The sequence below is a fragment of the Paenibacillus sp. Marseille-P2973 genome, from assembly GCF_018101095.1.
In the GTDB taxonomy this organism is placed as follows: Bacteria; Bacillota; Bacilli; order Paenibacillales; family Paenibacillaceae; genus Fontibacillus; species Fontibacillus vini.
This window is the reverse complement of record NZ_JAGQEH010000001.1, coordinates 577,261-590,949: the sequence shown is the minus strand read 5'-3', so window position 1 is coordinate 590,949 and position 13,689 is coordinate 577,261. Positions and strand designations below refer to the sequence as shown.

10 protein-coding genes are annotated in these 13,689 nt (G+C 53.4%); 3 read left to right on the top strand and 7 right to left on the bottom strand.

The genetic code is table 11. From position 1 onward, the window contains the following. The first annotated feature begins 21 nt into the window (after positions 1 to 21). Both glpX and KB559_RS02640 read left to right on the top strand, forming a co-directional pair. Entirely contained in the window at positions 22 to 996 is a 975-nt protein-coding gene (glpX, locus tag KB559_RS02645) for a class II fructose-bisphosphatase (RefSeq protein WP_211020020.1), read from the top strand. 229 nt (positions 997 to 1,225) lie between these two features. Then, positions 1,226 to 2,413: an amidohydrolase gene (locus KB559_RS02640; RefSeq protein WP_211020253.1), complete on the top strand. Its 1,188-nt coding sequence runs from the start codon at positions 1,226 to 1,228 to the stop codon at positions 2,411 to 2,413. A 56-nt stretch (positions 2,414 to 2,469) separates the two neighbouring features. Here KB559_RS02640 and KB559_RS02635 read toward each other — a convergent pair whose 3' ends face one another. The 6 genes from KB559_RS02635 to KB559_RS02610 all read right to left on the bottom strand — a co-directional run bounded on the left by KB559_RS02635 (position 2,470) and on the right by KB559_RS02610 (position 10,016). Then, positions 2,470 to 3,357 carry a sugar phosphate isomerase/epimerase family protein gene (locus KB559_RS02635; protein ID WP_211020019.1) on the bottom strand — a complete coding sequence of 296 codons (888 nt, stop codon included), beginning with the start codon at positions 3,355 to 3,357 and terminating at the stop codon, positions 2,470 to 2,472. Then, on the bottom strand, positions 3,354 to 4,085 hold the full coding sequence (locus tag KB559_RS02630) for a rhamnogalacturonan acetylesterase (protein ID WP_211020018.1): 732 nt from the start codon (positions 4,083 to 4,085) through the stop codon (positions 3,354 to 3,356). The genes KB559_RS02635 and KB559_RS02630 overlap by 4 nt, the downstream gene beginning before the upstream one ends. A gap of 84 nt (positions 4,086 to 4,169) precedes the next feature. Further along, on the bottom strand, positions 4,170 to 5,567 hold the full coding sequence (uxaC, locus tag KB559_RS02625; protein ID WP_211020017.1) for a glucuronate isomerase: 1,398 nt from the start codon (positions 5,565 to 5,567) through the stop codon (positions 4,170 to 4,172). A 425-nt stretch (positions 5,568 to 5,992) separates the two neighbouring features. Further along, positions 5,993 to 7,480: a UxaA family hydrolase gene (locus tag KB559_RS02620; protein ID WP_211020016.1), complete on the bottom strand. Its 1,488-nt coding sequence runs from the start codon at positions 7,478 to 7,480 to the stop codon at positions 5,993 to 5,995. Then, complete coding sequence (locus KB559_RS02615) at positions 7,465 to 8,901, bottom strand: tagaturonate reductase (RefSeq protein ID WP_211020015.1); 1,437 nt, start codon at positions 8,899 to 8,901, stop codon at positions 7,465 to 7,467. The genes KB559_RS02620 and KB559_RS02615 overlap by 16 nt, the downstream gene beginning before the upstream one ends. A 119-nt stretch (positions 8,902 to 9,020) precedes the next feature. Then, complete coding sequence (locus KB559_RS02610) at positions 9,021 to 10,016, bottom strand: LacI family DNA-binding transcriptional regulator (RefSeq protein WP_211020014.1); 996 nt, start codon at positions 10,014 to 10,016, stop codon at positions 9,021 to 9,023. Between the two features lie 170 nt (positions 10,017 to 10,186). Between KB559_RS02610 and KB559_RS02605 the strand changes: the two genes are divergently transcribed. After that, on the top strand, positions 10,187 to 12,439 hold the full coding sequence (locus KB559_RS02605; protein ID WP_211020013.1) for a helix-turn-helix domain-containing protein: 2,253 nt from the start codon (positions 10,187 to 10,189) through the stop codon (positions 12,437 to 12,439). Between the two features lie 84 nt (positions 12,440 to 12,523). Here the strand turns inward: KB559_RS02605 and KB559_RS02600 are convergent, their stop codons facing one another. Continuing rightward, on the bottom strand, positions 12,524 to 13,408 hold the full coding sequence (locus tag KB559_RS02600; RefSeq protein WP_211020012.1) for a carbohydrate ABC transporter permease: 885 nt from the start codon (positions 13,406 to 13,408) through the stop codon (positions 12,524 to 12,526). Between the last annotated feature and the right edge of the window lie 281 nt (positions 13,409 to 13,689).

The window sequence follows — 13,689 nt, the reverse complement described above, 5'->3', positions numbered from 1 at the left end:
TAATAAACGGGAGGGATCCATATGGAACGTCATATCGCTTTGGAGCTGGCAAGAATTACGGAGGCGGCCGCCCTGGATGCGGCTTGCTGGACGGGAAGGGGCGACAAGCACAGTGCGGACGAAGCCGCAACGGTGGCGATTCGGAGCTTGATTTCTTCCGTGGATATGGATGGCACCGTCGTGATCGGGGAAGGGGAAATGGATGAAGCGCCGATGCTTTATATCGGTGAGAAGGTTGGAAACCGTCGGGGGCCGAAGGTCGATATTGCCGTGGACCCTCTGGAAGGGACGGAGACGGTGGCGAATGGGCTGAACAATGCCATTTCCGTCATTGCGGCTGCCCCGCAAGGTCATCTGCTGCATGCGCCGGATATCTATATGGCGAAGCTGGCCGTCGGACCTGCACTGGCGGGGCGGTTGTCCCTGGACGATCCGATCGAAGTTACGCTCACCAAAGCGTCAGACATTTTAAGCAAGCCGTTATCCGAGATGACGGTCTCGATCCTGGATCGTGAGCGGCACCGGGACATGATATCGGCGCTTAGACAAGCCGGCGTCCGGATCAAGCTGCTGAGCCACGGAGATGTAATGGGAGCCATCGAGGCTGCCGTCGAGAGCGAAGTCGATCTCTATGTCGGCTCCGGCGGCGCTCCGGAAGGCGTGCTGGCCGCAGCGGCTCTCCGCTGCCTCGGCGGTGAGATGCAGGGACGGCTGTTGCCGGGGAATCCCGAGGAAGCGGAGCGCTGCCGGCGGATGGGCCTGAGCGATCCGCAGCAGCTGCTAGGCATGGACGAGATGGTGGGCCGGGGCAGCGTGCTGTTCGTCGCCACCGGCGTAACCTCGGGCGATCTGCTCAGCGGGGTCCGCTATTTGCCGAATAACACAGCCGAGACCCATTCCGTTATTATGCACTCCTTAAACCGGACGGTCAGCTATTTGCGGACGATCCATCATTTAGCCGGAGCGGCGGACCACATCACTGAAGCTGCTATTTAATTTGTTCTAATTCTGCCGGTCAGAACAGCACCCGAAATTGTTTCGGGTGCTGTTCATTTTGCGAGATATTTTTCATTTGTCGATCGTGTTATAAGTAGGAGGTGAAAAAATGGATGGCTATTCTGCAGCACAATCCCGGCCTGATCCCACGTCGCGGTGGCTTGCTCAACTCCCTCCATAGGTTTATCATAAATTTCATACAAAAGAGACCGAGGGGATGGGTTTGAAGATGCATAATGGAGCCGGAGCATGGAAAGAGCAGCTTGAGCAAATAGGTGATCAAATGATTGAAATGCGGCGTCACCTTCATCGCCACCCTGAGTTAGCGAATGAAGAAAATAACACGACCCGGTATATCCGGGAACGGCTGGAGGAAGCGGATATCCGGATTGCTACGGAATTTCCGCTGCAGACCGGATTGATCGCCGAGATCGGAGGGCTTCAGGGCGGGCCGGTGATCGCGCTGCGCGCCGACATCGATGCGCTGCCGATCGAGGAGCAGAGTGGTGTGCCCTTCGCTTCCACGATTCCCGGGAAAATGCATGCCTGCGGGCATGATTTCCATACGGCGGCGCTGATCGGAGCGGCCTTGCTGCTGAAGGAGCGGGAAGCGGAGCTGCAGGGCACGGTCCGGCTGTTGTTCCAGCCCGCGGAGGAGATTGCGACGGGAGCGAAGCTGGTTGTCGCGAGCGGTGCGCTGGAGGGAGTGCAGGCCGTGTTCGGTATGCACAACAAACCCGATCTGCCGGTGGGCACGATCGGGATCAAGGGCGGCCCGCTTATGGCGGCCGCGGACGGGTTTGTGGTTGAAGTGGACGGCGTGGGCACCCACGCGGCCGTGCCCGATGCAGGCGTAGACCCGATTCTCGCCGCCGCGCATATCGTGACGGCGCTGCAATCGATCGTCAGCCGCAACGTTAGTCCGCTGCAAAGTGCGGTCGTGAGCGTCACCCGGATCCAGGGCGGTACGGTGTGGAACGTCATCCCACAGCAAGCGGTGATGGAGGGCACGCTCCGCACCTTTAATCTGGGGACGCGGAAGCGCGTGATGGAGCGATTCGCCGCCATCGCGGAGACCGTGGCCGCCGCCTTCGGCGCGACCGCCAAGGTGCGCTGGGTCGAAGGGCCGCCGCCGATCGCCAACGATGATGCCCTGGCCGACTTGGCCTGGAGCGTTGCCTCCGAGTTGGGACACAACCCGGTCGTGCCCCAGTTGTCCTCGGCCGGCGAAGACTTCGCCGTATACCAGCAAACGGTGCCCGGACTATTCGTCTTCATGGGCACCGCCGGCACGCAGGAATGGCATCATCCCGCCTTTACGCTGGATGAAGGCGCATTGCCGGTCAGCGCGGAGTTCTTCATGCGCCTTGCCCAGCGGGCGTTAGAGCAGCTAGCCGGGACGGAGTCCGCCAAGTAGGCTATCTGCCTTGCTGACGACTATTTTATAGGCCTGCTCTCAAGCTGCAAGCCAGGTTATACTTCAGCGTATAATTGCTGCAGGAAGGCAATGCTGTCCTTCATATCCGGTTCGGGCGTACTTTCGAGAATCCCGTGGATATGGGGGCGTTGATATTTCATATAGCTTAGTATGGGGCGAAAATGCAGCAGCCCCTGACCCACAGGGACGATGTGAATTCGTCCCTGTTTTATTGTGAAATCCTTAAGATGAACGACAGCAATTCGGTTGCCCAGAAGCTCAAAAGCCTCCTCAATAATGCGGTCCTGATCCGTATAGTTCTCCGGGGACATCAAGTTTGCGCAATCGAGAATGACCTGAAGGTTGTTAGACGGCACCTCGTCGAGCAGCCTGCGGGCCAGTGGGGCCGAATGGAGCGGATGGTTCTGCCCTGCCTCGATGCCGACAGTGACTCCAAAACGCTCGGCTTCGGCAACCATGATCTTAACGGAGGCAACAACCTGCCGAAACGCTTCTTCCGTAAAATTATCGGGCGTATAGCCATCCCCGACGCTGCCGGTCTCCGTACCTACCAGACTGGCGCCAAAGTCTCTCGCCAAACGCAAATGAGTGACGAAGCCGTTCAGCGCCTCCCCCCGTTTTGCGGGATCGGTAGCGACGATATTGACGTAGCAGCCGAGCACCGCCAGGTGAATGCCTGCTCGCCGGAACGCGCCTCCAAAGTAGGAGGCGGCACCGGGACTTAGTTCGGACAGGCTTCTCACGCTGTCGGGAAACGACTTTTTGACGGCAAACTGGATGTTCGAAAAAGAATGCTCCTGGATTTTCTTGATGAGCAGGTCCAGCGGTACCCGCCCGAAATCATGGGCACGTACGCCAAGATTGAGCGGGGGAAGCGCCTCGATTATTGAGTTGTCTATTGCCGCGTCGTTTTTTAAATTCATTCCGGCATCGCCACCTTTCCAGGGAGATAACCTTCTGTCGTTCTTATAAGATGTTGTCTCAATTCTTGAAGGGTAGCGCATTGATGAACCGCTTGGGCTACCAGCCTGGCGATATGACGGGCGCCGACATCCGAGAAATGAGTGTCATCGCTGATCCCTTCAGGATAATTCGGATGGGCCTGCTCCGGCAAATGCATAAAAAGATGGCGTGTGCCCTCGATCCCGAGTGCGCGGTAAAGCTGTTGTGAAGCCGCAAATATGTCCAGCAACGGGGTTGCGGTGCCAGCCGCAACCTGGCGAATGGCCTCGGGATAAGCGCCCACCGCATCAGGGTCGGGGCTCCCATCCGCCAGGAAGCGCCGCCGGCTGACCGAGGTCAGCAGGACGGGCGTCCCGCCCTTCCGGCGGGCGGATTCGATAAACCGCTCCAGGTTAGCGCGGAATTCTCTTTCCGGGTCGGCATAACGCAAAGGATCTTCCTGTTTGCCGTCGTTGTGGCCGAACTGGATGAAGAGGTAGTCTCCCGCCTGGAACTCTTTTTCGATCGCTTCAAGCCTGCGCTCGGCCAGAAAAGATTTAGTACTCCGCCCGTTCACGGCCCTGTTGTCGATGCGGAGAGAAGGACCGAAATACGCCTGAAGATGCTCACCCCAGCCCGTCATCGGTTTTTCGGCGGCCCCTTTGATCGCCGCAGTAGAGTCTCCCGCTATAAACAAAGTACATGACATCTCGTAATCCCTCCCGATTTCTTGCAGAACGCTTCAGCTTCTTCTTCGGAATCATTTTATCCTTGCCTGCCCTGTATTTTTAGTTCATTTCATATCGAACCCGAAGTAGCTTGCGGCATTGTTGTATGCGATATCCTCAACCATGCCGCCGAGCAGGTCCTCGTCGTCAGGCGCTTCCCCGCGCTGAACCCATTCCCCGATCAGTTCGCATAAGACCCGGCGGAAATACTCATGGCGCGTGTATGAGAGAAAGCTGCGCGAATCGGTGAGCATCCCCACAAAGCCCGCGAGCAGACTATGCTCGGCAAACAACGTTAATTGCTGGCGCATACCGCTGCGGGTATCGTTATACCACCAGCCCGAGCCGAGCTGCAGCTTGCCCGGAGTTTCCTTCTGGTAACAGCCCATCAGGGTAAGCAGGGATGGATAATCCTTGGGATTCAAGGAGTACAGAATCGTCTTCGGCAGACCCGCTCCGCATTCGGCCCGGTCCAGCAGCTGTGAAAGAGAGGCGGTAATCGGCAGGTCATTCAAGGCGTCATACCCGGTATCCGGTCCCAGTTTATTGAACATCGGAGTATTGTTGTTTCTGTAGGCATGGAGATGCAATTGCATTGTCCAGTCTTTTTCACGGTACATGCCGATGAGGGCGGTCAAAAGCTCTGTACGATAAACCGTGACTTCCTCTTGTGTCAGCACTTCTCCGGTTGTTCTTTTCCGGAAAATATCTTCCAACTCCGAGACATCGCCGGCCTTGTAACGCAAAATATCGAGCGCATGGTCGGACAGGCGGCAGCCGTGGTCATGGAAGTAATCGACTCTGGAGCGAAGTGCCTCTACCAGATCGTTATATGAAGCAATCGTCCGACCGGACGCCGCTTCCAGGCGTTTCAGCCAATCCGGGAAACCGGGCGCGTCGATGTTTAGTGCCTTGTCGGGACGGAAGGTCGGCAGGACGGAGAAGCCCTGTTCTTCTTCTTTCAGCAACCGGTGATATTCCAGGGAATCCGCGGGATCGTCCGTCGTACATACTAGCTTTACGTTTGCGTTTTTGATGATGTTGCGCCGCTTGAACGGCTCACCCGCAAGCTTTTCGTTCACGGACTTCCAAATTTGCGGGGCCGACTGTTCATTCAGCAGTTCGTTGACGCCGAAGAAACGACGTAGTTCCAGATGCGTCCAACTGAATAGCGGATTTCCGATCGTCTTGGGAACCGTCCGGGCCCAAGCGAGGAATTTATCGTAGTCCGAAGCATCTCCGGTGATATGGGATTCCGGCACGCCGTTCGCGCGCATCAGGCGCCATTTATAGTGATCTCCGTACAGCCAGGCTTCAGTGATATTTTTGAAAGGCTGGTTCTCGTAAATTTCCTTTGGATCGAGATGGCAGTGATAGTCGATGATCGGCATGTGGTTCGCATGTTTATGAAACAGGGTTCGGGCAGTCTCGGTGGAAAGCAAGAAGTCATCATTCAGAAACATGGGGTAGGCTCCTTTTTAAAGTTAATAAATTAATGACGTTTCGAACATTAGCTGTAAAACATACAGGTAATTTAGCACTTATTGAACCGAATGATTGAATAGCTGTAAAACATGCAGGTAATTTACTCCAAATGCATGAAAAGTGAGAGATAGCGGCGAATTAACTGCAGATTTTACATCTAAAGTTTAGGAAATGAAGAATATCCTTAAATTAGCTGCATATTTTACAGCTAATTTGCTTTACTGCTATGGGCCGGGCCCAAGGCGAGACTTTGGCTGAGATCAGGGCAAGGCCAGGCTTCGCGACGGGATCACCGGACCGTTCGGGTCCAGGCCTCCCCGGACGGGCTTCCCAATCCTGTATCAAGTCCAGCCCCCACCCGGCCCAGCGCCCTGTCCGGCCCAGCCCCTGGCCCCGCCCGTGATCACAACGTCACGCCGGTTTTAAAGATCGCGAGCTCGCGTACTTCGTTTTGTTCGTTCCGCGTTTTTTGTCCGCTGGCGACGGCTATGATGTATTCGATAAATTGCTCCAGCACTTCGGACATGGGAGTTTCCAGCAGCGGTCCTGCGTTGAAGTCCATCCAGTGCTTTTTGTTGTTGTACAACTCGTTGTTTGTCGCGACCTTGACGGTCGGCACGAAGCTGCCGAAAGGCGTTCCGCGCCCGGTCGTAAACAGGACGAGCTGGCAATCGGCGGCCGCCAAGGCCGAGGAAGCGACGAGGTCATTGCCCGGGGCTTGCAGCAGGCTGAGGCCTTTTTTGCGCAGCTTTTCCCCGTATTGCAGCACATCGACGACGGGAGCGGTTCCCGCCTTTTGGGTGCAGCCGAGCGATTTGTCCTCCAGCGTGCTGATGCCGCCCGCCTTGTTGCCCGGGGAAGGATTCTCGTAGACCGGCTCACCGTAGGACAGGAAGTACTGCTTAAAATTGTTGATCAGGGAGACGATGTCCTCATAGACCTCCCGGCTTTCCGCGCGGGCCATGAGCATTTTTTCGGCGCCGAACATTTCAGGCACTTCCGTCAAAATGGTAGTCCCGCCCTGGGAGATGAGGAAATCGGAGAAGGCGCCCAGCAGCGGGTTGGCGGTAATGCCGGAGAATCCGTCGGAGCCGCCGCATTTGAGGCCCACATTGAGCTCGCTGATCGGCACGGGCTCGCGGCGGTCATCCTTCGCGGCCTGATAGATTTCCTCCAGCAGCGCGAGGCCCGCCTCGACTTCGTTCCCGACTTCCTGGGCCACCAGGAACTTGATACGGCTCTCGTCATAGTCGCCCAGCATTTCACGGAATTCGGCGACGATATTGTTCTCGCAGCCGAGCCCGAAAACGAGCACCCCGCCCGCATTCGGGTGATTTACGGCGTCCAGCAGGATGCTGCGCGTCATCCGGTGGTCGTCGCCAAGCTGCGAGCAACCGTAAGGATGCTTAAGCACCGTGACGTTATCGAAGCTCCCGAGATCGGGATGGATGGCCTTAAATTCTGCAATCATCATCTCGGCGACGCCGTTCACACAGCCGACCGTTGGGACGATGAAGAGATCGTTCCGGATGCCTACCTTTCCGTTACTGCGGCGATACCCGTCAAAGGAGAGGGAGCGTTTGGGATAGGTTACGGGATGCAGCTCAGGCTGGTATTCATAATTTTCTTCTCCGACCAAATTGGTCTTCAGATTATGGGTGTGCACATGCTCGCCCTTGGAAATAGAGGTTGTTGCATGCCCGATCGGATAACCGTACTTGGTGACGATATCGCCCTCACCAAAATCGGTCAAGGCCATTTTATGGCCCTGCGGAATATCCTGGCGGGCGGTGTACGTCTGATCATCGAATATAATTTCTTCCCCGGCTTGGACCGGGCGCAGGGCGACGGCTACCGTATCCCTGGCATTCATTTTCATGAGTCGCTGCATTGAATTTCCCCTCCGATCGTTTGTTCCAGCGCGGTCCGGCAGTCTACGGAATCTAGCATCCGCAATCCGTCCTCCAACGCTTCCTTCAAGCCGGGAACTGATAATAAATTTTCTCCCCAAAGCGAGTTGTTCTGAAGAATGACCTCAACAAAAGACTGCGGATCCTTCCAGGCTGCATCAAAAACAGCCAACACTTCAGGACCGTCCTGGCGTTGAAGGCGATCTCCCCGGTATCCGAGCAGCAGCCCGGCAAAAGCGAGGGTGATCAGCTTCGGCAGTTCTCCACGTTCCTTCCAGTAACGGAGCAGTACAGGCAGCAGGCGGGTTTTGAACTTGGAAACGCTGTTGAGATAAATGGAAGTCAATTCGTGCCGGATAAACGGATTCCGGAACCGTTCCTGTACAGCTGCCGCATAGGATTGTAATTCCTCAAGAGGCAAATCCAGCATAGGAATGAGTTCATCCTCAATCAATTGACGTACAAATGCGGAGAAGACACCGTCATTCATCACGTCTTCGACGGTTTCCAGACCGGCGAGAAGCCCAAGCGATACCATCGCGGTATGCGGCCCGTTGAGTAGATGGACCTTGCGTTCCCGATAAGCCGTCATATCCTCCGTTACGACGACGTTCAAACCGGCCTCCGCCAGCGGCAGCTTTTCTTTCAGCCATGCCGGACCCTCGATCACCCAGAACAGGAACGGTTCGGCGGTGACCATCAGGTTGTCCCGGTAGCCCAGTTCCTGCTCCAGTTCGCCTGCCTTGTCGCGCGGATAACCCGGTACGATCCGGTCGACCAGACTGCAGCAGAACGTGTTTTCCGTCTCCAGCCACGCGGCAAACTCCTCTCCCAGATTCCATTCGGACGCATAGCGCTGCACGATTTCGCGCAGCTTCTCTCCGTTGCGGTCGATCAGCTCGCAAGGAATGATGACGAATCCTTTTTTGCCTAATTGAAAGCGCTTGTAAAGCAGGGCCGTCAATTTGGCGGGAAAGCTCTTTTGCGGCGCATCTTCCAGCCGGTCTCCGGGATGGTAGGCGATTCCGGCTTCCGTGGTATTCGAGGTGATGAATTCGAGCGCATCATCCTCCGCTAAGGCAAGAAAATCTTGATAATTGCTGTATGGATTAATAAGCCGATTGACGCTGGTCATAATTTCCCGGTCGCTGATGGTCCGCCCGTCCAGGATGCCGTTCAACAGAACGGTATAGAGGTAGTCTTGTTCGGCCAGCATCCCTCCAAGTCCTTGTTCAAGCGGCTGGATCAGAACCGCACTGCCTTGGAACAGCCCTTTGTTGTTCATCTGCTGCACTTGCCAATCCACAAAGGCACGCATAAAGTTTCCTTCCCCGAATTGAATCATCCGCTCGGGATAGGAGGGCAAAGCGGGAAACGAGTTTCTGGAAAGCGGTTGTGTCATGGTCATGTTTCGCTCCTTTTCATCATATAATCGTTTAATGCACACGTGAACATTTTTGTATAAAAAAAGAGATAAACTCTTTTTTTAACGAAATTAAATGGGCTTTCCGGACATGCCGTTTAACAGCTTGCGACAGTCCGGCGAATCATGAACTCCGTTTGGACCAGGGATTGCTCGGGCCTGGTTTCCGGGTCCAGCATCAGCTCAATCAGCTTCTTGGTGCCGAGCTCGCTGATATCCGTAATCGGTCTACGGACGGTGGTCAGCGCCGGGTTAGTATATTGGGCGAATACGATATCGTCGAATCCGATCAGGGATATTCCGTCCGGGACGGGAACTCCGGCTGCATAGCAGGCATTCATCGCACCGATCGCCATATCATCATTCGCGCAGAATACCAGTGACGGAGGGGCGGAAAGGGCGAGTAAAGAGCTCATCGTCCGGTAGCCGCTTTCGATGCTATAATCCCCTGAGGCAAAATACTCCGGGTTCGGAAGAAGGCTGTGAGCCAGCAAACTATCCAGAAAGCCTTGCTTCCGCTCGGCGGACGACTTGAAGCCTGCTTTGCCTTCGATCATCGCCAGTTTGCTGTGGCCTTGGGCTATGGCGTAGTCGATCGCTTCCCGGACCCCGCCTCTGTCGTCGGCAACGACGTTCATGATCCCTTGATCCTCCAAATGGCGGTTAAGAACGACGAGCGGGATGCGGGTTCTTTTGACATGATAAATAAATTCGTTATCCGCGTCGCTCTGGCTCATGACGAGAATGCCGTCAAAACGCCGCGGCGAGATGCTGTCCAAATGCTTGATACTGTCGATCCCATGCACCGTCAAGCTGTAGTTTTCGTCGAGCATATGATTGATTCCCTTGATGACGTCGACAAGAAAACTTGCCGAGGTTCCCTGATCAATACTGGAAAAAAACAGTCCGATAGTATACGATTTTTTCATGACCAGGCTTTTGGCGCTAAAATTGGGAATATAATTCAGCTCGGCGGCGATTTTTTCGATTCTTTCCCTGGTATCCTTCCTGATGAGGGGGTTTCCGTTTAGCGCACGGGAAACCGTCGTATGCGAAACACCAGCGACTTTTGCAATGTCTTTGATCGTGACCATGGAATCTCTTCTTCCGGGAAATGATATTGGTTTAACGATTTCATTTTAAGTCCAAATTTCCTTGAAAGTCAAGGGAATTATATTATGCACACGTGAAAATTATCATTGCCGCCGATCCCTTGTAAGCGCTATAATTGGAATTGATCACAACTGACAAAGGAGCAGCGCGGATGCACAAAGGAAGCATGTTCTATAAAATTTTCATTCCGATTCTTATCCTAGGGATTGGCCTTGTGGCCAGCTTTGCCAGTTACATCTATTTTAGTACGGTAAGCTCCGTAAACGAACGGATTGCGGGCAGTAAGCAAAACTTTATATCGCAAACCAAAAATAATTTAGAACAGCAAATCCGAACCATCGAATATGCGTTTGACACATACAGTACAACTACCTCGTTTAGCGAGGTCGTAAAGAACCCGATCACGGAGCAGGACTTCATCGCTTACCGGAACGTCAACACCCAGCTTAATTACATCGCCACGCTGGGCATGGAGCGGACGAATTATGCATTGATCAGCTTGGAGCAGAGCTGGAAAATTTCGAACGGCAGGTTGTCGAAGCTGAACGAGGAACAAAGGGAAGAACTGATCCACACCTATGTGGAAAATAAAGACCAGAGCCTGTTCTGGACCAAAACGGAGACGGGGATCCGTTTCGTCAACACGCTGCCCGTCTTCTCCAAAAATAAACAAGCGATCGCCTTGTCCGACATTTCGCTGGAATCGCTGGATCAAACGATTGGGACCGGAGACGACAGCGTCGTGTACATACTGAATCGGCAGGGCGAGTTAATGTATGAGAGCAGGCCGGAGAAATCCGTTCTCAACGATGGACAATTGAAAAGGGCGGCGGCCAGCATCACTGATGAACCTGGACAAACCGGCGTTCTGTCCCTGCAGAAGGGAAGCGGCGAGTCTTCCCCCCTAAAAATAATCTATGCCAAGTCGGAATATAACAATTGGGTTTACTTGACCCTGCTGGATCAAAAAGAAATTTCCGGCGCCCTTAAGCTGGCCAGATTCGGGATTATCACGATGGGTACGGTACTGACATTGTTGATCGTCATTGTGGCTTACCTGTTCGCCCTTTACTTTACGAGGCCGATCCGGCAAATCAAACGCAGTCTGTCCCTGGATGGCGAGACCGGCTCCAAAAACGAGATCGAATCGATCATTCATTCCATCGATACGATTTTGACGGAGAAAGAAAGCCTGGAGAACCTGATGGAAGCGGAGAAGCCGCAGCTCGAGACGCAGCTGATCATGAATCTGTTCCGTAACCGTGTTACCGCGGACGAATTGGCATCAAAGCTGCCTCGACTGGGATACCGGATGCCCGAAAATACGCTTTACGTCACGATGCTGATTCAATTGGACAATCTCGGCGAGCGGGAAGCTTCTGATAAGGACGTTTTACTGCTCGCGATCAACAGATTGGTGGAAGAACAGATCCCGCCGGAGCAGCGGATGCTTCCGATTATTTTGAATGATAAATCCCAGGCTACCATCCTGATGTTCACGGGCAAGACCGAGCAGGAAATCCGTAAACAACTGTTTGAACAAGCTACGGCCTTAATGAAGAACGCCAGGGAATATTTGAAAGTGTCCATCAGCGTCGGAATCAGCAAAACGGTTGAAAGCTTGCTGGAGAGCAAAGAAGCCTGCGAGATGAGCAAACAGGCGTTGCACCACCGTCTCAATCTGGGCAAGGAATCGATCATCTTTTATGAAGACATTTCCGGAGTCGTGTCCGGGCCCGTGCTGCTTCACTATCCAGTCGAGCTGGAGTCCCAACTCTTCGATGCCATTCGTCTCGGCGATGAAGAACAGGTCAGCCGCACATTGTATTTGCTGCTCGCCGAAATGATGAAGAAAAATAAATACTCGATGAATTTCGAGGTCGCCCTGGTCCGGTTCGTGAACAATCTGATCCAGCTTGAACAGCTTCTCGGCATCGAGGTGCTGCTTACGCAGGACAATCACGCCCTTTATCATGTGCTGCTGGACACCCGCAATCCCGAAGAAATCGAACGGATGCTGGTTGATGAAGTGATCTTCCCGATGGTCAGAAGCATGAAGGACAAAACGAACAAGCAGTTCCGTTGCCTGTCCGAAGAAATTGCCGTAATCGTCAGGTCTGAATACGACCAGGAGTTGACATTGGAGCAGATCGCGGACCGGCTGCATTACAATCCGAACTATTTAAGCAATATTTTCAAAAAGGAATATGGGATCACCTTCAGCGACTACCTGATGAACTACAGGCTGGACATGGCTCAGAAATGGCTGGTCGAGACGAGCATGACGATTAAAGAAATTGCCGAGCGGCTCCAGTATCATAAACCGCAAAACTTTATCCGTTCTTTCCGTAAAAGAGAGCACATTACGCCGGGAGAATACCGCAAAGCCAGGAAAGCGAATTAGATACAGAAAAGGAGCCTTTCCGCTTGGAGAAAGGCTTCTTTTGGGATGTCTACACAGCGGCTTGTTTCTATTTAACACTTGCCATTATCCTTTCACCGATCCGAGCATGGCTCCCTTGACGAAATGGCGCTGAACGAAAGGATAAGCGGCTAGCATCGGCAAGGTAGCGATAACGATTACGGCCATCTTGATGGTTTGGGCCGGCGGAATGATATCCACGGAACTGTTATCTCCCTGCATCCCGCTGGAGACGATGACGATCTGCCGCAGCAGCACCTGAATCGGCCATTTGAGGGAGTCATTGATATACAAAATGGCACTCATGTAGGTGTTCCAGTACGCGACCCCGTAAAAGAGAGAAATGGTTGCAATCGACGGAAGGGACAGGGGAAGCATGATTTTGAAAAATACGCCGAAATCGGTACATCCGTCTATTTTAGCCGATTCTTCCAGGGCGTCGGGCAAGGATTGGAAGAAATTTCGCATAATGATCAGATTAAATGCGTTGATCGCGGTCGGGATAATCATGGACCAGTAGGAGTCGATGAGGTGGACGCCTTTCACTACCAGGAAAGTAGGGATCATTCCGCCGCTGAACAGCATCGAAAATACGACGATAAAGTTGATGGAGTTTCTGCCATAAAGATAACTTCGGGAAAGGCCGTACGCCATTAAGGCAGTCAACGCCATGCTCAGGAGAGTTCCTATCAGGGTAACCCCGACGGACACGCCCAATCCTTTAAAGATCGTAGGCGTCGAAAGAATGTATTTGTAGGCATCCAGAGAAAAGGTGGTCGGGAATAAGATGAAACGCTTTTCCACCATTTCCTGGGTCGAAGCAAAAGAACTGGCGATGACATTCAAAAATGGCAAGAGACAAGCTAAAGCAATGAGAATCAGCAGGGTGCTGTTGACAACCGTAAAGATACGATTGCCGATGGACTGTTTTTTACGTAAAGTTTGAGCCACTTGTGTATCCTCCTCTTCGTCGATTAACAATACAAGCTAACCATGCGAGAAGGATTACGTATATAATCTCCATTTTAGGTCTTTTCCGGCCGGCGAAAAGCGTTGAACAAACGAGAATGCTCAACAGCTTAGTTCGTAATCACCAGGTTAGGCGAACAATCGGAAAATACTGCTGCAATCGGGTTTTGTAATCGCTGTCATCTAATGATTATATACGGAATGCCTCCTATCAAGTACGCTAATGGACGTAAAAAGGAACATCCAAGGAGGTCGCACTAGTG

What these genes read in the sequence shown, in the direction of transcription:
- KB559_RS02630 (WP_211020018.1), bottom strand. Translation starts at nt 4,085, where the DNA reads ATGTCATGTACTTTGTTTATAGCGGGAGACTCTACTGCGGCGATCAAA.
- KB559_RS02620 (WP_211020016.1), bottom strand. Translation starts at nt 7,480, where the DNA reads ATGCAGCGACTCATGAAAATGAATGCCAGGGATACGGTAGCCGTCGCC.
- KB559_RS02635 (WP_211020019.1), bottom strand. Translation starts at nt 3,357, where the DNA reads ATGAATTTAAAAAACGACGCGGCAATAGACAACTCAATAATCGAGGCG.
- uxaC (WP_211020017.1), bottom strand. Translation starts at nt 5,567, where the DNA reads ATGTTTCTGAATGATGACTTCTTGCTTTCCACCGAGACTGCCCGAACC.
- KB559_RS02610 (WP_211020014.1), bottom strand. Translation starts at nt 10,016, where the DNA reads ATGGTCACGATCAAAGACATTGCAAAAGTCGCTGGTGTTTCGCATACG.
- KB559_RS02640 (WP_211020253.1), top strand. Translation starts at nt 1,226, where the DNA reads ATGCATAATGGAGCCGGAGCATGGAAAGAGCAGCTTGAGCAAATAGGT.
- KB559_RS02615 (WP_211020015.1), bottom strand. Translation starts at nt 8,901, where the DNA reads ATGACACAACCGCTTTCCAGAAACTCGTTTCCCGCTTTGCCCTCCTAT.
- KB559_RS02605 (WP_211020013.1), top strand. Translation starts at nt 10,187, where the DNA reads ATGCACAAAGGAAGCATGTTCTATAAAATTTTCATTCCGATTCTTATC.
- glpX (WP_211020020.1), top strand. Translation starts at nt 22, where the DNA reads ATGGAACGTCATATCGCTTTGGAGCTGGCAAGAATTACGGAGGCGGCC.